The organism is Streptomyces sp. Inha503, assembly GCF_047215865.1.
Taxonomy (GTDB): Bacteria; Actinomycetota; Actinomycetes; order Streptomycetales; family Streptomycetaceae; genus Streptomyces; species Streptomyces lycopersici.
The window spans coordinates 2741276-2760346 of record NZ_CP178360.1 but is presented as its reverse complement, the minus strand read 5'-3'; the positions used below and the strand labels follow the sequence as shown (position 1 = coordinate 2760346).

Annotated in this window: 15 protein-coding genes and 7 pseudogenes; 10 read left to right on the top strand and 12 right to left on the bottom strand. The window is 66.6% G+C overall.

All coding sequences use genetic code 11. From position 1 onward, the window contains the following. Positions 1–35: 35 nt before the first annotated feature. The 4 genes from hisD to ACJX2R_RS11140 all read left to right on the top strand — a co-directional run bounded on the left by hisD (position 36) and on the right by ACJX2R_RS11140 (position 5557). A complete protein-coding gene (gene hisD, locus ACJX2R_RS11155) occupies positions 36–1361 on the top strand; it encodes a histidinol dehydrogenase (protein ID WP_413099953.1) in 1326 nt (441 codons plus the stop codon). 95 nt (positions 1362–1456) lie between these two features. Continuing rightward, positions 1457–3067: an APC family permease gene (locus ACJX2R_RS11150; protein ID WP_413099952.1), complete on the top strand. Its 1611-nt coding sequence runs from the start codon at positions 1457–1459 to the stop codon at positions 3065–3067. Beyond that, positions 3064–3732: a ThuA domain-containing protein gene (locus ACJX2R_RS11145; protein ID WP_413099951.1), complete on the top strand. Its 669-nt coding sequence runs from the start codon at positions 3064–3066 to the stop codon at positions 3730–3732. Before ACJX2R_RS11150 ends, ACJX2R_RS11145 begins: the two co-directional genes overlap by 4 nt. Positions 3733–3769: 37 nt before the next feature. Continuing rightward, positions 3770–5557, top strand: coding sequence for a thiamine pyrophosphate-binding protein (locus ACJX2R_RS11140; protein ID WP_413099950.1), 1788 nt, complete (start codon positions 3770–3772; stop codon positions 5555–5557). A 29-nt stretch (positions 5558–5586) separates the two neighbouring features. Here ACJX2R_RS11140 and ACJX2R_RS11135 read toward each other — a convergent pair. Next, positions 5587–5694, bottom strand: a pseudogene (locus tag ACJX2R_RS11135) (IS5/IS1182 family transposase); the annotation flags it as partial. Between the two features lie 137 nt (positions 5695–5831). Here ACJX2R_RS11135 and ACJX2R_RS11130 point away from each other — a divergent pair. Then, positions 5832–6100: pseudogene (locus ACJX2R_RS11130) on the top strand (decarboxylase); the annotation flags it as partial. Between the two features lie 13 nt (positions 6101–6113). Continuing rightward, complete coding sequence (locus ACJX2R_RS11125) at positions 6114–7121, top strand: glycoside hydrolase family 3 N-terminal domain-containing protein (protein ID WP_413099949.1); 1008 nt, start codon at positions 6114–6116, stop codon at positions 7119–7121. Between the two features lie 170 nt (positions 7122–7291). On the opposite strand, the pseudogene ACJX2R_RS11120 reads toward ACJX2R_RS11125, so the two are convergent. Continuing rightward, positions 7292–7545, bottom strand: a pseudogene (locus tag ACJX2R_RS11120) (transposase); the annotation flags it as partial. 82 nt (positions 7546–7627) lie between these two features. Next, a pseudogene (locus ACJX2R_RS11115) lies at positions 7628–7846 on the bottom strand (transposase); the annotation flags it as partial. Between the two features lie 333 nt (positions 7847–8179). Here ACJX2R_RS11115 and ACJX2R_RS11110 point away from each other — a divergent pair. Both ACJX2R_RS11110 and ACJX2R_RS11105 read left to right on the top strand, forming a co-directional pair. Then, positions 8180–8743 (top strand): annotated as a pseudogene (locus tag ACJX2R_RS11110) (AMP-binding enzyme); the annotation flags it as partial. Next, a pseudogene (locus ACJX2R_RS11105) lies at positions 8740–9543 on the top strand (transposase family protein); the annotation flags it as partial. The pseudogenes ACJX2R_RS11110 and ACJX2R_RS11105, both read left to right, overlap by 4 nt. Here ACJX2R_RS11105 and ACJX2R_RS11100 read toward each other — a convergent pair. The 6 genes from ACJX2R_RS11100 to ACJX2R_RS11075 form a co-directional block, all read right to left on the bottom strand. Next, positions 9460–9657, bottom strand: a complete 198-nt coding sequence (locus ACJX2R_RS11100) for a LysR family transcriptional regulator (protein ID WP_413099948.1) — start codon at positions 9655–9657, stop codon at positions 9460–9462. The pseudogene ACJX2R_RS11105 and the gene ACJX2R_RS11100 sit on opposite strands and share 84 nt — an antisense overlap. 229 nt (positions 9658–9886) lie before the next feature. Further along, on the bottom strand, positions 9887–11716 hold the full coding sequence (locus ACJX2R_RS11095; protein WP_413099947.1) for an AMP-dependent synthetase/ligase: 1830 nt from the start codon (positions 11714–11716) through the stop codon (positions 9887–9889). 46 nt (positions 11717–11762) lie between these two features. Then, a complete protein-coding gene (locus tag ACJX2R_RS11090; RefSeq protein WP_413099946.1) occupies positions 11763–12263 on the bottom strand; it encodes a flavin reductase family protein in 501 nt (166 codons plus the stop codon). After that, on the bottom strand, positions 12256–13035 hold the full coding sequence (locus ACJX2R_RS11085) for an enoyl-CoA hydratase/isomerase family protein (RefSeq protein WP_413099945.1): 780 nt from the start codon (positions 13033–13035) through the stop codon (positions 12256–12258). Before ACJX2R_RS11085 ends, ACJX2R_RS11090 begins: the two co-directional genes overlap by 8 nt. A 12-nt stretch (positions 13036–13047) precedes the next feature. Next, positions 13048–13866 carry an enoyl-CoA hydratase/isomerase family protein gene (locus ACJX2R_RS11080; RefSeq protein ID WP_351905750.1) on the bottom strand — a complete coding sequence of 273 codons (819 nt, stop codon included), beginning with the start codon at positions 13864–13866 and terminating at the stop codon, positions 13048–13050. Further along, entirely contained in the window at positions 13863–15041 is a 1179-nt protein-coding gene (locus ACJX2R_RS11075) for an LLM class flavin-dependent oxidoreductase (RefSeq protein ID WP_413099944.1), read from the bottom strand. The genes ACJX2R_RS11080 and ACJX2R_RS11075 overlap by 4 nt, the downstream gene beginning before the upstream one ends. A 132-nt stretch (positions 15042–15173) precedes the next feature. Here ACJX2R_RS11075 and ACJX2R_RS11070 point away from each other — a divergent pair, with 132 nt between their 5' ends. Together ACJX2R_RS11070 and ACJX2R_RS11065 are read left to right on the top strand one after the other, a co-directional pair. Continuing rightward, on the top strand, positions 15174–15941 hold the full coding sequence (locus ACJX2R_RS11070) for a creatininase family protein (RefSeq protein ID WP_413099943.1): 768 nt from the start codon (positions 15174–15176) through the stop codon (positions 15939–15941). 482 nt (positions 15942–16423) lie between these two features. Further along, on the top strand, positions 16424–16984 hold the full coding sequence (locus ACJX2R_RS11065; protein ID WP_413099942.1) for a hypothetical protein: 561 nt from the start codon (positions 16424–16426) through the stop codon (positions 16982–16984). Positions 16985–17066: 82 nt separating this feature from the next. Here ACJX2R_RS11065 and ACJX2R_RS11060 read toward each other — a convergent pair whose 3' ends face one another. The 3 genes and pseudogenes from ACJX2R_RS11060 to dapA all read right to left on the bottom strand — a co-directional run bounded on the left by ACJX2R_RS11060 (position 17067) and on the right by dapA (position 19062). Further along, on the bottom strand, positions 17067–17645 hold the full coding sequence (locus ACJX2R_RS11060; protein WP_413105821.1) for a hypothetical protein: 579 nt from the start codon (positions 17643–17645) through the stop codon (positions 17067–17069). Between the two features lie 72 nt (positions 17646–17717). Further along, positions 17718–17948: pseudogene (locus tag ACJX2R_RS11055) on the bottom strand (helix-turn-helix domain-containing protein); the annotation flags it as partial. Between the two features lie 199 nt (positions 17949–18147). Further along, a complete protein-coding gene (gene dapA / locus ACJX2R_RS11050; RefSeq protein ID WP_413099941.1) occupies positions 18148–19062 on the bottom strand; it encodes a 4-hydroxy-tetrahydrodipicolinate synthase in 915 nt (304 codons plus the stop codon). Between the last annotated feature and the right edge of the window lie 9 nt (positions 19063–19071).

Below are 19071 nucleotides of genomic sequence, written 5' to 3'. Positions count from 1 at the left end.
AGCCCGCAGGCACGACCACCTAAAAGGAGTGAAGAGTGTCCTCATCACGCAAACTCATCAAGGCTCCGGCAGCCTCGGAGCCGACACGGACCAGCCGTCCGGAAATCGTCGAGACCGTCGCGGAGGCCATCGCCGACGTGCGCGCCAACGGCGATGCCGCCGTGCGCCGCTGGTCGCAGAAGTTCGACCAGTGGAGTCCGCCGTCCTTCCGGCTGGGCCCCGACGAGATCGTCGCTGCGGTCTCCTCCGTCCCGGAGACGGTCCTCGACGATCTGCGGTTCGCCCAGCAGCAGGTCCGCGGCTTCGCCCAGGCGCAGCGGGACTCGCTCACCGACTTCGAGGTCGAGACCCTGCCCGGGGTGTTCCTGGGCCAGCGCAACATCCCCGTCGGTGCGTCCGGCGCGTATGTGCCCGGCGGCCGCTATCCGCTCACCGCGTCGGCCCACATGACCGTCCTGACGGCCAAGGTCGCCGGTGTGGAGCGGGTCGCCGCGACGACCCCGCCGGATCGCGGCGCCCCGCCGCCCGTCAGCATCGCCGCGATGCACCTGGCCGGCGCGGACGAGATCTACGTCATGGGCGGCGTCCAGGCCGTGGCGGCCCTGGCCCTGGGCACCGAGACGATCGACGCGGTCGACATGCTCGCCGGCCCCGGCAACGCCTACGTGGCCGAAGCCAAGCGCCAGCTCTTCGGTGAGGTCGGGATCGACCTGTTCGCCGGCCCCACGGAACTACTGATCGTCGCAGACCAGACCGCCGACCCGTTCGTGGTGGCCACCGACCTGCTGTCCCAGGCCGAGCACGGGCCGGACTCTCCCGCGGTCCTCATCACCACCTCCGAGGACGTGGCCACGCGAACCATCGCCTGGGTGGAGAAACTGCTGCCGGACCTGCCCACCGGCGAGGTCGCCGGGCGGGCCTGGCGCGACCACGGCGAGGTCATCGTGGTTCCCACCCTCACCACCGCCTACGAACTCGCCGACCGGTACGCCAGCGAGCACGTCCAGATCCTCACGGCCGAGCCCCGCGAGGCCCTGCACCGGATGCGCAACTACGGCGCCCTCTTCCTTGGTGACAAGACATGTGTCGCATACGGTGACAAGGTCATCGGCACCAATCACGTACTGCCCACCCTGGGGGCGGCCCGTTACACCGGCGGTCTCTGGGTCGGCAAGTACCTCAAGACGGTGACCTACCAGGAGATCAGGGACGCCGGGTCCAGTGCCCGGCTCGGCGAGATCTGCGGCAGGGCGTCCCGCATCGAGAACTTCGAGGGACACGCGCGCTCGGCTGACGTCCGCGCCGCGCGCTACGGATCAGCCCCGCTGGGCTGGGCCGATTACGCCCTCGACCAGACCTGACCCGCGATGACGGACCAGGGCTTACACCGGACCGCAGGCGCGGCGCGGCATCCGTTCCACAAGGAGCACCTCACCCTCGACTCCCGGAGATCGTCATGTCAGCAACAGAGAACGAGGCGCACACGGCGCCCAGATCCCACCGCGTCCCCCCCTCGGGCGGGACCCCAGGCCTTGTCTCCTCGGCCGAGGACGCGGAACTGCTCGCCGCGCTGGGCTACGAGCAGCGCTTCGACCGCAAGGTCAGCCTGTGGGCGAACTTCGCCCTCGGCTTCGTGTACCTTTCGCCCCTCGTGGGCGTCGTGTCCCTCTTCGCACTCGGTCTGTCGACCGCCGGCGGGCCGTCCATCTTCTGGATAGCCATCGTCGGAGCCGGGCAGTTCCTCGTCGCGCTGGTCTTCGGGGAGGTCGTCTCGCAGTTCCCGCTCGCCGGCGGGCTCTACCAGTGGGTCCGAAGGCTCTGGAACGGGCGCTACGCCTGGTTCAACGCGTGGACCTACATCTGCTGCATCACCATCGGCATCACCAGTACCGCGCTGTTCAGCTCGGACTTCGTGGCCAGCCTCTTCGGCGGGACCGCCGACGAGCCGGGCATCAGTTCCACCCCCACCGAGCGCCTCTGGATCGCGATCGGCATGACCGTCGTCTGTCTGGTCTGCAACTGCTTCGGCACCAGGACACTGGCCCTGATCTCCAAGATCGGGCTCGCCGCGGAACTGATCGGCATCGTTCTCGTGGGCCTGTACCTGCTGATCTTCGAGCGGCGCAACTCCGTCTCGATCTTCTTCGAGACCAGCAGCTCCACCCACGATAACTACTTCATGGCTTTCATCGCCGCCTCACTCGTCGGGCTGTTCCTCTTCTACGGCTTCGAGGCATGCGGCGAGATCGCCGAAGAGGTCCCCAACCCCTCCCGCAGCATCCCCCGGGCCATGCAGCTGACCGTGGCCGTCGGCGGAGTGGCCGCGCTCCTCGCGTTCGTCGGCTACGCGCTCGCCGCCCCCGACCTGCCCTCGATCCTCTCGGGCAAGGACGCCAACCCGATCCCCTCGATCCTACAGAGCTCGGTCGGCACCGTGGGCACGAAGGCGGTGCTCATGGTCGGCATCACCTCCTTCATCGCGGGCGTCATGAGCCAGCAGGCCGCTGCGAGCCGGATCGTCTTCTCCTTCGCCCGCGACGACATGTTCCCGGGCTCCCGGGTCTTCTCGCAGATCTCCCGCAAGCACCGTGTCCCCCTGAACGCACTGCTGGCCGTGAACGTCGTTCCACTGGTGATCTTCGTGTTCGTGTACTACTCGCCCGATTCGCTCACCAAGATCGTGGCCTTCCAAATGCTGGCCGGATACGCGGCCTTCATGATGGTGGTGCTCGCCGCGCTGCGGATGCGCCTGAAGGGATGGCGTCCCGCCGGAGCCTGGACCCTCGGCCGCTGGGGATTCGTGGTGAACGTGGCGGCCCTGGCCTACGGCGTCCTCGGGATGGTTCTGCTTGCCTGGCCCACCGGCGAAGCCGGAACCCCGCTCCTGGACCGGTGGATCGCGCTGATCGGCTTCCTCGTCGTCTCGGCCGTGGGCCTCGTCTACTTGCTGGCCGCGAAGCCCGAGCGCAAGTCCACCGCATCGGAAGGTGACGCCCTGGAGATCGCCGAGCAACTGCGCGCCCGCGCCGCGGCCCTCACGCCCGCCACCGGAGGGAACATCGCATGACCCGCGTTCTGTACCTGTACGGAGGCTGGCCGGGGCACAAGCCCTACCAGGTCGCCGAGGAATGGGCCATGCCGATCTTCAGGGACCTGGGCTTCGACGTCGACGAGGCCAACGACATCTTCGCGCTCGACGCCGACCTCACCGGCTACGACCTCATCGCGCTCAACTGGAACAACGCCCTCCTGTCCGAGGGGCTGACAGCCGCCCAGGAGGCGAGTCTGCTGGGGGCAGTGGAGGCCGGCACCGGGATCGCCGCCTGGCACGGCGCTGCCGCCGCGTTCCGGATGAGCCTGAAGTACCACTGGCTGATCGGCGGCAGCTTTCTCGAACACCCCGCGGGCGAAGGCGTAAAGTACCCCTACCAGGTCACCGTCGCGGACACCGGCCACCCGATCACCGACGGCGTGAAGGATTTCCAAGTCGCCTCCGAGCAGTACTACATGTCCGTCGACCCCAACAACCACGTCCTCGCGGAGACCACCTTCACTGGCGAGCACCTGCCCTGGCTGGAGGACCGGACCATCCCGCAGGCCTGGACCCGCACCTGGGGACAGGGCCGTGTCTTCTACAGCGCGGTCGGACACGACCTCGACGACCTCCAGAACCCGGACGTCACCCGGCTGTGCGCGCAGGGCTTCGCCTGGGCCGCCCGCCGGGGCGCCTGACCCCCACCACCCGAACCGACCCGACTGGGAGCACCCCATGCCTGTCCTCACCGGAGGCCAGATCGTTGCGCGGACCCTGCGCAACTACGGAGTCGACTACGTCGCAGGCATTCCCGGCCACGGCATCTGGTCGCTGACCGATGCCTTCCTCGACGACGAATCCAAGATCCCCTTCATCCAGACGTTCCACGAGCAGAGCGCCGTCCACCTCGCGGACGGCTACTACCGGGTCACCGGCCGTCCTCAGGCCGCGGTGACCTCCATCGGTGCCGGCGCCAGCAACACCGTCATCGGCATGGGCACCGCCTTCACCGACTCCACCAGCGTCCTGGTCATCACCGGCGGCCCGCCGACCCATATGCGCGGTCACGGACTGCTCCAGGAGCTCGACCGCTACACGGCCAACGACTTCCCCAAGGTGGCCGAAGCCGTCAGCAAACGGCACTGGGTTGTCACCCGTGTCGAGGAGCTTCCCTTCGTCCTGCACCGCTGTTTCAACTCCATGCTGACCGGCCGTCCGGGCCCAGTGCACCTCGAAGTCCCGATGGACGTGCAGGCCGAGGCCGCGCACGTGGAGCTCCACGACCTCGAACGGCGCCTCCCCGTCGGCCGCCAGCACCCCGACCCGGAGGCCGTGGAACGCGCTGTCGACGTGCTGCGCGCGGCCACCCGGCCGGTCATCGTGGTCGGCGGCGGTGCGATCACCTCCGAGGCGTCCGACCAGGTCCTCGCCCTCGCCGAGCGGTGGAAGATCCCGGTCGTCACCACATGGAACGGGAAGAGCGCCTTCCCGGAGGACCACGACCTGTTCGCGGGCAGCGTCGGTCAGACCGGCACGCTGGTCGGCAACGCGATCGCGAGCTCCGCCGACGTCGTCGTCTCCGTCGGCTGTCGCTTCACCGACTGGTCCGCCTCCAGCTACGCCAAGGGCGTCACCTTCTCCATCCCGCCCGCGAAGCTGATCCACATCGACATCGACCCGCACGAGATCGGCAAGAACTACCCGGCCGAGGTCGGCATCGTCGCGGACGCGCAACGGGCGGTCGCCGCGATCGTGGACTCGCTGCCCGCCAAGGGCGCCGACCGCACCGAGTACCTGGCCGAACTCGCCGCGCTCAAGGAGCAGTGGGAGGAGAAGCTCGCCGGCCGCCGCGACAGCGACCGCTTCCCGTTCACCTCGCAGCGCCCGCTGGGCGCCCTGCGCTCCGTCCTCCCGCGCGATGCGATCATCGTTGCCGGTTCGGGCAACACCCAGGGCGCGGTCAAGCAGACCTTCCCGGTCTACTCGCCGCGCACGCACCTCACCTCCGGCGGCTTCTCCTCCATGGGCTGGGCCGTACCGGCCGCCATTGGCGCGAAACTGGCCCGGCCGGAGAGCCCCGTGGTGTGCGTGCTCGGCGACGGCGACTTCCTCATGACTGCCCAGGAGATCGCCCTGAGCGTCACCGCCGGCGCCCCGGTGGTCTTCGTCGTGCAGAACAACGCCGGCTACATGTCGATCCGCGGCGGCCAGCGCAAGCAGACCTCACGGCACATCGGCGTCGAGTTCTCGCACCCCGACGGCTCGCCGTACAGTCCCGACTTCGCCGCCATGGGCCGGTCCTTCGGGATCGAGTCGTGGAAGGTCAACGACGCCGCGTCGCTGGAAGCGACCCTGCACAAGGCCGTCCAGTCGGGCGCCCCGGCCCTGGTCGAGGTACCGACGGACCGCGACGCCGCCGGCCCCTGGGTGCCCGGCTGGTGGGACTTCCCGGTGCCCGCGTACATCACGGACGAGCGGCAGGACGAGTACCAGCGGACCAGGGCCACGGAACAGCACCTCTGAGAGGGCGTTTGATATAGGTGAATTACCCCTTAAATGCCGGCAGTCCCTCGCCAGGCGGGTATGGTCTCGTCCGTTACCCGCTTGGTGAGGTTGTCGATCGAAGCGATGTGGACCATGGCTTCGCAACTGGCGTTGAGGTCGGGCACGCCGGGGTTGCCCCACCGGTGGCGTCGCGCTTGAACCAGATGTTCGGGAAGGCGAGGAAGCGGTGCCAGGCCACGCCACTCCGCTGCTCAGGGGCGAGGAGCCGCCCTTCGCACTACGCGCCCACGAGGCCGAGGGCCTGACCGCCTACGACCTCGACGACGCGGCGGTGAAGAAGGCGATCATCGCTTCCACGCGCCGTGTCATCGCCGCCGCCGACGCGAGCAAGCTCGGCCGCACCGCCCACCCCACGTCGGCCCCTTCGCGCTCGTGCACACCCTCGTCACCGACACGACGGCGCCCGCCGATGAGGTGGCCGGGCTGGAAGAGGCCGGCACTGTCGTCAAAACCGTCCGACGAGGCCACCGCGCGGGGCGCACCGCACCGCGAACCGAGTAAGGACTTGCCCAACATGACCACCACCATCACGCAGGACGGTCACGCCGTCCTGCTGCCCGCGGTCGACGGATTCACCATCCCCGACTCCCTGGCCTCACTGCTCGCCTCCGGCACCCGCTCCGTGATCATTGGAGAGTCCCGCGCCGAGTACGTAGCCCGTGCCATGACCGAGGAGCGGCAGACAACCGAGACCCCGCAGCAGTTCATCGACTTCACCACACGGCTGCGCGCCATCGCCGGCGCGAGCGTGCTCGTCGCCGTCGACCAGGAGCCCTGGGGGACCAAGCGGCTGCACCGCCTCGTCCCCGGCCTGCCCGACTTCGGACCGGACACCGACCCGGCGGACGTGGAGCGTTCCGCCCACGAACTGGGCCGTGCCGCCCTGCGACTGGGCGTCAACACCTTCTTGTCCCCTGTGTGCGACCGCCTGACGGGAGACAACCCCTGGCTGCGGGGGCGCACCCTGGATCTCCCTCCGGCCCGTATCGGAGAACTGGCGGCAGCCTTCGTCACCGGCGTGCAGCGCGCAGGTGTCACAGCCGTCACCAAGCACTTCCCCGGCTTTCCAGAGGTCACCGCGGATCCCGCTCTGGACGTGGCACACGTTCCCGAAGGTTGCTGGACCGAAAGCGCCCTCATCCCCTTCGCCGCCTGCGTCCGGGCCGGCACACGAGCCGTCATGATGGGCCCGGCCCCCGTCGCCGGGCTCGACGGCGACGAAGCCGCCCTCGCTTCCCCCGCCACGGTCGCGCTCCTTCGGGACCTGGGCTTCGACGGCCTGATCGTCAGCGACGACCTCGATGCCCCCGCCACCCTCCGGGGGCGCACCGCCCCCCGGACCGCGGTGGCCGCTATCCGCGCCGGTGTGCACCTCCTGCTCGCGCCCGAGGACGGACACCTCGGCGACGTCGCCGCCGCCCTGATCGAGACCGCCGAAGGCGACACCGCCTTCGCCCACACCCTTCACGGCGCTGCCGAACGCGTCCGCGCCCTGGCCGGCCGGCAGCGTTCGGCGAGGTGACCGGCCCGTGGCGCGCCCCCGGCGGTTCAGCCGCCCTTGGTCGCCCGCGCGAGAGCAGTGGCGACGCGCAGCGCGTTCGCCCCGATCGTCAACGCCCAGTTCAGCAGCTTGATCGGAATATTGACATCCTTCAGGACTCTGTTGGTCGATGTGATCTGGGGTTTTGTCGATCAGGCCGCGAGGCTGAGGACGAGCTGTTCGTAGTGGGAGACTCGTGTCGTGCCCAGCGGGGGTCCTGTCCACCAGGCGTCGAGTCGGTAGAGGTTGAGTGCGGCCGCGGTCAGGACCTGGGCCAGTGAGGTCTTGGCGAGGCCGCGGTAGCGAGTACGCCGGGTGCCGGCGCGCCGTACCGCCTGCGAGATACTGCCCTCCACCCCTGGTACCGCTTCTTCCATTCCTCGGTCTGTTGTTCTGCCCGGCGTTGTTGAAGGATCGATCGCTCTCGCGAAGAAGACCGCGGCTTTTCGCAGGACCTCGATCGTCTTGGCCTGCTCGGCGTTCTGTCGCCGCAGCCGCTTGAGTTCCTCCCTTTCCGCCGTGGTGAGTTCACCCGGCCGGCCCTCGCCACGATCCGCCTTGGCCTGGCGGTACCAGCCGCGCAGGGACTCCGGGCTGACCCCGAGCTCCCGGGCGACCTCGGTGACTGTCCGGCCTGTGGAGTCGACCAGCGGGACGGCGTCCGGCTTGAACTCCGCGGTGTACCGCTTCGTGTAGTTACTTCCCACCTGGTGCTACGTCCTCTGGAACCTCAGGCCCCAGTCTCCAGGTGTCCACGACTGGTCTTCTGCCGACCCGACGGCCGCCCACTGCGACCTCAGACCGTCCTGGACCGCTTCCGCCGACACGCCAAGGAAGCAGACGTCCCCCCACATCACCCTGCACGACCGGCGACACCTCGCCGCCACCCTGTCCATCACCGCGGGCACCCCGCTCACCGTCGTCTCCGAAACCCTGCGGCACTCCACCCTCTCCACCACCGCCAACCCCTACAGCCACCTCACCCAGCAAGCCGCCCACGACGCCGTGGACGCCATCGACACCGCACTGCCCCAAGCCGCCTTGTGCTGACCGAGCCGTGGCCGTCGATGCTGCGCACCATCTGGGGCGACGACCAGCGGTTCCTGGACACGTACTGGTCGCGGTTCGAGGGCAAGTACTTCGCCGGTGACGGGGCGAAGAAGGATGACGACGGGGACATCTGGCTGCTGGGCCGGGTCGACGACGTCATGGTGGTGTCTGGGCACAACATCTCCACCACGGAGGTGGAGTCGGCGCTGGCGTCGCACCCTTCGGTCGCCGAGGCGGCCGTCGTCGGCGCAACGGACGAAACGACCGGGCAGGCGATCGTCGCCTTCGTGATCCTGCGCAGTACGGCCGCCGAGACAGAAGACCTGGTCGCCGACCTGCGCAACCACGTCGGCGCCACCCTCGGCCCGATCGCCAAGCCGAAGCGGATCCTGCCGGTGGCCGAGCTGCCGAAGACCCGCTCCGGCAAGATCATGCGCCGGCTGCTGCGGGACGTCGCCGAGAACCGCCAGCTCGGTGATGTCACCACGCTGACCGACTCGACCGTCATGGACCTCATCCAGGCGAAGCTCCCGGCGGCGCCGAGCGAAGACTGAGCGAGGAACGCGTCCGGAGGGCACCCGGCGACCGCGCCAGGTGTCCGCACCGGCTGTTCACGGGGATCTCTCGGCGTCATCTTGCGTGTCTGGTCGAGGAGCTGGTGGTGCCGTGACGAGCCGGGGTCGAGGGTCGTCGTCATGCTGCGCGGGGTGGGGCCAGAAGGCGGGCCGCGGGGGCCGGCGCCCGCCACCAGCTGGTCTTCGTCGACCGGCTGGTGGCCAGGCTGATCCGTCTGCGGCACGACCTGCCGTACTCGGTACTGGGGCTGCTGTTCGGCGTCGACCGCTCCACCATCACCCGTGCGATCGCAGAGATACGTACGCTTCTGGCCGAGCGGGGGTGCGCAGTCCCCGACCGCCCCGACTTGCGATTACGGACCATGGCCGACGTGTTCGCCTGCGCCCAGGCCGAAGGTATCGGGCTGCGGCTGGATGCCACCGAGATCCAGGTACGCCGGCCACCGGCGGGCCGCGGTGGACGGCGCGCATCTGTTTCCGGGAAGAAGAAACAGAACACCATGAAGGCCACCGTCATCGACGGCTGCCTCGGCCTGAGCCGCGACCACCGCGGGCAAGCGATCACACCACCAAGAAATCCGCGTCCGGGAGCACTGCCCGGCAGAGTCGAGCAGTGGGAACGCGACCGTCACGTGCACTCCTCCGACCGCATCACGGTCGAACACGCCCTGGCTGACCACAAACGCTGGAAACAACTAACGCACTGGACCCACCGACGCGGCCGCCTTCCCGACACCTACCGCGCCGTCGCCGGCCTCGTCTCCGACCGCACCAAGTCTACTGAGGACCGACTGGGAAATATGCTCGGCCGCAGCTGCCTTCGTGAAGCTACCTGATTGGGCGAGGGTCCGGACTGCGCGCAGTTGCCGCAGCGTCAGGTCAGGTATCGACATGGCACCACCTAGTGCCGCACAGACGGACGGACATGGCAATAGGCGATGAGGAAAGGTCGGATTCAGCACTGCTTGCCGGGGTACGACGACCAGATCGTCGGGCCATGGAATGGCCATAGGCAGGCCGTTGGAAGGGTGTTCGGTTCTTTGCTTGCACATCGAAGTGGAACGCCCTCCTCCAACGCCTTCAAGATCGCTTCCAATCAAGCGACTGTCATGAATGAGCCAGCTAATTCGACTTTGAGCGCACGTGGTTCGCGATCGCCGCATCTTCGTTAGCGCCGTACATTTCGTCGATCAGTGCTGCGAAAGAGCGGACGACGGCATTACGCTTGATCTTTCCGTTCGCAGTCCGCTCGCCATGCTCGACTTGCAGGGACCGTGGTAGAACGCGAAAGTCCTTCAACTGCTCGACACGCGAAAGGTCTGCGTTGACCCGAGCAACCTCTGCTCGCAGAAGCTCAGCCACCGCCTCTGTCGACTGGCCGTCTGCTGGTGTGTTCGGCTCAATGAGGACGGTGAGGTACTTACGGGCGTCTCCGACGACGATGGCTTCGTTGATGAGCGAACTTTCCCTCAACCGGGTTTCGATGGGCTGAGGATTGATCGTTTTTCCGCCCCGAGTGATGATTACGTCCTTCTTCCGGCCAATAAGCCGGATGTCACCATTCGGTGCACGCTCTACCAGGTCACCGGTGCAGAACCAGTCATCTTGGAAGACCGCTTCGGTCTCCGTGGGGTTGCGCCAGTATCCGTCGAAGAGCAGCGGCGCTCGGAGCAGCATTTCTCCGTCTTCCGCGATCTTCACCTGGAAGCGCGGATCCGGGAAAATCCTGCCGATGAAGCCTGGCCGGGGGAACGGCTGGTTGAAATGCGCGATGGGGGCTCCGGTGGTCTCGGTGAGGCCATAACACTCACGCAGATCGAGCCCCCAGATCTGCCAAATCGCGATGACGCTCTCAGGCATTGCCGCAGATGCCGTGTAGGCCACGCGGATGCGATCCATCCCGGCCTTTGCCCGCAGTGGCAGAAACACTCCACGAAGTGCGGCAGCGTATGCGATCCGGAGCAGCACTGAGGGCGTGCGACGAGACCAGCGGTCCTCAGCCACCCTGCGGCCAACCCACATGGCAGCGTCATAGACAGCGCGGCGAAGTCGTGGCCAAGTCTCCGTATGCGCGATCAGTTCGCCGGCGATTTTCTCGTAGAACCGCGGAGGCCATAGCACTGCCGTTGGCCGGACTGAGCGCAGCACTCTCTCGTAGTCACCGATGTTGCAGTATGTGACCACCAGACGTGAGAGCAGAGGCGCGAAGATCGACACAAGGGCTGGCGCTACATGGGCCAACGGCAGGAAGCCCACAGCATCGTGCTCCTGGCGGCGGCTCTGCGGATAGAGACCGACAAAGGTCTGGACCGAGTGCTGGAGTGTTCGATGCGAATGCGTGACGCCCTTTGGTACTCCCGTGGACCCGGACGTGTAAAAGAGCACGGCGGCATCGTCGAGGGATCCCGCAGCGACCAACTGGGCGAGGAGACCTGAGCCGTCCTCATGGTGTCGGGCGCCTTCATCGGACAGGGTCTGCCACCGTGTTCCTTTGACACCCTTGGGCAGTGTCGGCGGATCGGCATCGATTCCGACCACAAGCCGCAGATCCGGGGTGCGAGCGGCGACCTCAGCCACCTTGTTGAGCTCCGTGGCCGTCTCACCGACGAAGACCACCGCTTCGCTATGTACAAGGGTCTGCTCTATCTCGGCAGGCGAGTTGGTGGGATACACGCCGATGACGACACCGCCGACACTCTGAACGGCAAGCGCTGCGCACGCCCACTCTGGGCGCGCGCTGCTCATCACTGCTACGCGATCGCCGTGCTTGACACCCTGAGCCACGAGACCGAGTGCAACCTCGCGCACACGATCGGCGTACGCGCGCCACGTGATCGTCTGTACAGATCCATCACGCCAGTAGCGCAGCGCAACGGCATCGGGTTCCTTGCGCGCGCGATCGAGGAGCAGTCCCGGTAGCGTCCGGGTCGGCTGGAAATTGATCAGATCCATGAGACGGCCTCTCTTCCAGAGCAGGCAAGCCCGTGCTCAATGAGACTCATGCAGCTCGCTCCCCAAGGGGAAGGAAGCCACCCCGGTACCACGTCACCGGCTTGTCGGCACCTGTCCGTGCATCGCGTACGCGACCGATGAGGATTACGTGATCTCCGCCGGGCACGGTCTGTTCCAGCTCGCAGCTGATGACTGCTGCCGCATCCGGCAACAGCGGATTGCCTGCCTCATCGAGTTCGAAATTGCCGTCCGCGAACTTGTTCTCACCCTTGGTGGCGAACTTCAGCGCCAAGTCGGCATGGGCGTCCGTCACAATGTTCACGACGAAATGCTTAGCCGCCATGAAGACGGGAAAGCAGTCCGCTCCTCGGTCCAGACATACCAAGATGAGCGGGGGATCGAGAGACAACGCGGCGAAGGAACTCGCGGTGAATCCGTGTAGTGTGCCTGCCTCGCTTCGCGTCGTCATGATCGTCACACCTGAAGGGAACTGAGCCAATGCCGAGCGGAAAGCGGCAGGGTCCAGTTCCTGAAATTGATCAACCATTGTACCCCTCGCGGGCAGCTCGGGCGGCAGGGTCGTTGAAGACCGTGCGCGCATCAGCCAGTGTGACGCGAAGCTGCTCTTCGTCCGGCCAGCCGGTCGTATCCGAGTGCAGGGCCCGTTTCAGCGCTGCGAATACGGCAGGTGGCTTCGCCGCTGCTGAGCGCGCATCCGCCACCGCGGTCGCAAGTAGTTCGTTCTGCTCGACGACCTGGTCGACAATCCCGATTGCCTCCGCAGTCGCTGCGTCGACGGGCTCTCCGCCCAGCAAGAGACGCCAAGCTGCACGGTCACCCGCGACCGAACGCACTCGCGAGATGCCCTTCACAGCCGGCAGCATCCCATGCTTGATCTCAGGGAAGACGAAACGCGCTCCCACCGCCGCGTAGACCACGTCGGTGAACAGGGCCATCTCGATCCCGCCGCCGACGCACCACCCGTTGACCGCACACACCAGCGGCCGGGGATAGTTCTCCAGTGCGCAAAGCAGCGCGTGAAAGCCTGCCATCCGCTCGACCATGCCATTGGCGTCGAAGTCGACGGCTTCCTTCATGTCACCACCTGCGCAGAAGAAGCGCTCGCCAGCTCCCGTCAGGACCACTGCGGGAGCGTTAGGGCCGGTGGCGAGCGTGACCAGCTTCGCTGTCAGCTCGCTGACGAGAGCGTTACTGAGCGCGTTGGCAGGCGGGTGGCTAAGGGTGAGTACGACCACCCCGTCCACTTCGTCTGATGCGTGGACGAGGCTTAGTGCTGTGTTCTGCGAACCTGCGGTCATGCTCGTCTCCGGTTACTTCGCGGGTGCGCCGGCGTTGCGCGCAGAAGGGAAGTCCACAGGGCGCTTCTCCCGGAAAGCCTGGCGCGCTTCGGCGTAGTCGGCGCTAGCGAAGTCGAGAATCTCGAGCGCTGTAGACAGCTCGTGCTGAGGCGCCGCATTGGTGAGCCAGGTGTTGAGAGCGCGCTTGGTGAATCGGAGCGCCTGCTGGGACCCACGTGCCAGCTGGGACGCGACCTCGAGGGCACGGGGCAGTACCTGCTCACGCGGAACGGACAGACTGACGAGACCAATCCGCTCGGCTTCGGCACCACTCAGCTTCTCGGAGGTAAGGACGTAGTACTTGGTCTTAGCCATGCCGACGAGCAGCGGCCAGATAAGTGCGGCGTGGTCGCCGGCGGTCACGCCGACCTTGGTGTGCCCTTCGATCAGCACCGCATCGTCCGCAGCAATGCTGATGTCGGCGAGAAGCGCCGTCGACAGCCCGTAACCGACCGCGGGCCCATTGATCGCAGAAATGATCGGCTTCTCGATCCGCAGGATCGTTGAAGTTCGCTTGCGTTCGGTCTCCATGATCGCAAGCGCGTCTTCGTGCGTGGGATCGGGCTGGGCAACGTCCATACCAGTACAGAAGGCCTTGCCTGCCCCGGTCACGACTACGACGCAGGTCTGGTCATCGCGTTCGACATCAGCCCAGATCCGGTTCATCTCTTCGAACATCGGCAGGGTGAACGCGTTGTACCGCTCTGGGCGATTGAACGTGATCAGGAGGACGCCGTTGTCCTTGCGTTCGACGAGGATGTCACCCGTGCCGTGCTGGTAGAGGTCGCTCAACGAACCGTCTCCTTCTGCGCGAGGTTGTGCGTGTCGTTGAACTGGCGGAGTGCTTCTTCGTGGGCGGGGCGGGCGGCTCGGATCTCGGCGAGGATGTCGTCGGCCGGGCGCACGACGTTGCGGGGGTGCTTGAAGCGGGGGATGACGTACTTGCCGAAGAGTTCGATCGAGCGCATCAGCTGGTCGTGGGGCAGGCTGTCGACACGCAGGACGAGTGCTTCGACGCCCATGTCCGCGTATCGCTGTACGTGTTCGATGCAGTGCTCGGGGTCGCCGACCATGAAGCCCTGGGAGCGTTCGAACATGTACTCTTCGTCGTTGAAGTCGATGTCCTTGACAGCGCCCATGTAGGCGTAGTCCTTCGACAGCTTCGACAGGCGCTCATATGCGTCGGTGGACAGCTTGGCCATCTCGAACAGGGGCTTCGCCTCGAGGCGGGCCTGGGCAGTGGTCTCGGCGCAGTGCATACCACCGGCGACCGCGACCATCTTGCGCGGCGTGATCGGGTAGGGGTGGTTGGTGGCGGCGAGAGTGTCGTCGTAGAGCTTTACCATGTTCTCGACGAGGTCGAACCCGAGGTAGAGGCCGCCCATGATGGCGCCGATACCCATCGAGGCGGCCGTCTCGACCGAGCTCGGGCTGCCGGCGGCAGCCGAAATGGGCGGGTAGGGACCCTGTAGGGGCTTGGGGACCAGGCTGCGCGGCGGAATCTTGTAGTGCTCGCCCACGTACGAGAACACGTCGTTGAGGAACGCGCTCCGGATCAGCTCGATGCCCTCACGCCACTGGGCCTTGTTCTCGGAGGGGTCCACCTCAAACGCGCGCAGGGCGAGCGTGGTGTTGCCGCGCCCGGTACCAAGCTCGACACGGCCGTTGGACAGGATGTCCTCGGTCGCCACACGCTCCGCGACGCGCAGCGCATGGTTCATCCGCGTCGGCAGCAGCGTCACCAGGTGGATGAACCGCATCCGGCTCGTCAGAGCCATCAGGTACGGGTAAAGCACCTCCGGAGCGGAGACCGAAGCCGTACCCAGAGCAACATGCTGCTCGGAACTACCGAAGGCATCGAAGCCAACCCGCTCCGCAAGCAGAACCTCCTCCACCAGCTCCCGGTAGCGGTGCTCATGCGTAAGCCCGACCGGGGTGTCCCCCTCAGACATGAGGATGAAGTCCATACCGACCCTTCCGTCAAATGTTATTGGGCGATAACATAGATCGTAGCTCAGCCCAGGTCAAGGCCCAAAATCTGTTAGGTGTTGGTAACTTCGTGGAGTTGGCCAGGTGCGCACAGGAGGAGGAGACCCACCATGAGTGAGTTGCGGATTGAGCATTTGACCTCGCCTGATATCGCGGAAGCCATGGCGAGGGGCATGCGTACGGCGATCTTGCCGCTGGGTGCGACGGAGCAGCATGGCGCGCATCTACCGCTGTCCGTCGACAGCGATCATGCTGACCGGCTGGGTGTCCTTGTCGCCGAGCGGCTTGGCGACGCGCTTGTGCTTCCGACGGTGCGGATCGGTTGTTCTGCGCACCACCTGGGGTTCGCCGGGACACTGTCCCTGCGGGCCGGTACGCTCGAGGCGATCTGCGCAGACTGCTGCGAGAGTCTTGCTGTGCACGGGTTCCGTCGCGTTGTGATCTTCTCGGCGCACATCGGCAACTACCCGCTGCTCAAAGACATCGAATCAAGGCTTGACGAGCGGCTTTCCCGCGACCTAGATGTCATCGCCTACTCAGACTCGACAGCAGTCCTCCAAGCGTGGCGCTCCGCAGCCCAGCAGGTCGCCGGCCTCGCCGACCACGTCGGAGGCCATGCCGACGTCGCGGAAACTTCGATCATGCTGGCTGTGCGGCCCGAGGCGGTGCGAAACGATCGAGCTGCTGCGGGCTTCACCGGGTCGATGAACGATGAACTGCTGGCTCGCGTATTCACGGACGGCGTGAGAGCAGTCGCTCCCAACGGAGTGCTTGGCGACCCGAAGGGCATGTCGTCTGAACTGGGATTTTCATGTCTGAACGCCGTAGCCGACCTGATCGCCGCCCATGCAACGGCACGTTATCAGCCGCTCACTTAAGGTAGCCACTAGTCTAGTGCCGAGCTCTCCTGACACACGCCGTCTTCTCAATGATCAACGCGGTTGCGCAGTTCAACAGCGGCCTGGACCCCGACATCGTCGCCCGCACCATCCGCACAGCCGCCATCAACGCGCTCCTCATCCCAGCAGACACGATCTGACATCACCGCCGGCGGCCCGCGCGGGTCAACGCCCAGAGCGGAGCCCGAACAACGCGTGGTGCCAATTGAGTTCGCCGCGGCAGGAGCCGTATCAAGGTGAACACGTTCGTCAAGGTCAGGTAGAGCAGTCGCAGCAGCACTCCACCATGCTGGTGGGGGAGAGGCTGGGTCGGCAACGAGGTCGGCGGGCCCACCGCAGCGCTCGCCCGTCATGACCAGCTCGGATGAGGTTTTGGCACCTACAACGCTCGCGCGGGAGGTGGCCAAGGCGATCCAGCCGTGGCGCTCCCTTGTGCCCCAACTCGGCAGGGAGCGCGTGGCATGAGGATCGATGCGCTTCACACCTACCTCCAGCGGGTGGGGAACCGCCCCCGCGTACTGGTGAAGATCACCACTGACTCCGGGGTCGAGGGCTGGTCGGAGGTGTACAACCACGGCCCCGACCTCGCGTATCCACCCCTGCTCGACTACCTCTTCGAGCAGATCAGAGGTATGGATGCTCGGCGTCCCAGCCACGTCGACCAGATTCTGCTCCAGTCTTGCTCGGCGGCGCCGTCCGTGACCGAGTACACGTGTACGCAGGGCTGTACACAGCCCCCGACCTCGCCGAACTCCGGGACACCACCTCGGAGCTGCACCAACGCTTCGGCTTCACCGCCTTCAAGCTCAGCCCCTGTCGAAGCGATCTGCACCGCACCCGGTTCGGGCGGGTGGCGCGGGAGCTCGGCGGCCACGACCAACTTCGGCATCCTGGAGTACAAACCCGACACCGTCTCATGGTGCCCGCCTTCAGCTTCGAACTGTGCTTGCGCGATGCGGCGACCGACATGGACCAGATGGATCTGTCCAGTTTGCGGGTGGCGCTCAACGGTGCCGAAGTGATGCAAGGGGGATCCCGACCGTCATGCTCGGCGCGGCGGGAAGCACCGGCCCGTGACCATGTACCGAAGAAGCGCCGCAGCGGCTATGGCGCGGCATCGCCAGAGAACGGCTCACGCCACGCTGTGGGCGTGGTGAACGTCTGCGTGCCGATGGTGTTGAGCAGCGTCAGCGTGCGGGCGTCGGATGATCCTGGCTCGGCGGTGTAGACCACGACACGCAGGTCGCTGCCCCCGACGGTGAGGACGTCGCAGTCCAGGGTCATCGGCCCGACCTGTGGGTGGAGGATCGTCTTGCGCGTCGCCATGTGGCGTGCGACAGCGGCGGACTGCCAGCGTTGGTCGAAGCGGGGGCTCACCTTGCGCAGGTCGGTGATGAGAGCCTGTAGCGGCCCGTCGTCCGGATGGCGTCCAGCCGCGGCGCGCAGATCCGCGACGGCTGCCCGCTCGAAGGCGGCGTCCTCCTCGGGGGTGGCGACGATCCGGGACGGCATGCCGGTGAAGTGCCGCCACAGGAGGTTGCGTTGGCGTGCCGGTTCACCGAGCATGTCGCCGAGCAGCGCGGTGGCCAGCGGATTGGCGGCGACGAGCTGCCAGGCCTCGTCCAGGACGATGACGGGTGTATCCGCGAGCCGGTCGATGATCCGGTGGACACCTGGGGTCATGTGCCGGTTCATGCCACTGATACGAGGATCCGCGTGGCCGGCCAGATGGAACAGATGGGTGTTCTCGTCATCGGTCAGTCGCAGTGCCCGTGCCAGAGCCTCCAGCACTGAGGGAGACGGGTTGCCGGCGCGCCCCTGCTCAAGGCGGGCGAGGTAGTCCACTGACAGTCCGGCGAGGTGTGCGACTTCTTCGCGGCGCAGGCCGGGCGCGCGCCGCAGGCTGCTTGCGGGGAGTCCGACGCTTGCGGGACTGACGCGATCCCGCCAGTCCCGCAAGCATCGTGCGAGTTCATTGCGATCCACGTATCCAACGTCTCCCGTCCGGTGCTCTCAGATCCTGGCGAAAGGGGGCAGGGTGCGCCCCCCGACCGGCAGACACCCGCCGACCGGCCGACCGGCGGGTGTCTGCCCGGTGCGGCAGACACCCGCTTGTGCGGGAAACCGACATCGACGACGTGAGTCGTCGAATCGTCTCAGCTCGGAGAGCATCCGCACGTGTATGTCAGGCGAGGAGGCCGGAGCCCTCGCTGAGCAGTTCCTCGACGCGCAGGGTTCCTTGCGGGGTCAGCGGGGTGAGCGGCGCCCGGACATGTGCCGAGGAGATGAGGCCCCTCTGATGGAGGACGTACTTCAAAGGAGCCGGGTTGGTTTCGACGAACAGCAGATCCACCAGAGGGTGCAGACCGTAGTGCAATTCGCGCGCCGTGGCATGGTCGCCGGCTTCCCACGCTTCATACATGCGGGCCACGGCGGCCGGAGCCAGATTGGACACCGCACTGATGAAGCCGCGGCCACCGAGAGCGAGGAGAGGAAGACCGAGCAGCTCGATCCCGGACCACACCAGGAAGCCGGCGCCCGTCTTGTACAGAACCCGCGAGAAGTGTTCGAAGTCCTTGGTGGTCTCCTTGATGCCCACGATGTTGCCGAAGTCGCGGTGGAGCCTGTTGACGGTGTCAGGAGCGATGTCGACCGCGGTGCGCGACGGCACGTTGTAGATGATCAGTGGCAGGTCGGGGAACTCACGGGCGATCGTCGCATACCACTGATACAGCCCCTCCTGGGTGGGGCGTGCGTAGTAGGGGGTGATGATCAGCGCGGCGTCGGCGCCCGCGGCCTCGGCGGCGGCGGTGATCTCCACGGTTTCGTCGAGCTTGGCGGAGCCCGTGCCGGGGAGGAACGGCACCGCGTCGGCGACCTCTTCGGCGACTGCCTTGATGGCCTCGATCCGCTCCGCGACGGACTGCGCTCCCGGTTCTCCTGTGGAGCCGCCGATCGAAATGCCGTGTGAGCCGGCCTCCAGCTGTCGGCGGACCAGACCCCGCAGGGATGGCAGGTCCAGGGCGCCGTCGCTGGTGAAAGGCGTGATGACGGGAGCCACGGAACCCTTGATCTGCGTCGGATCGCTACGGAACTTCATGAGGGCCTC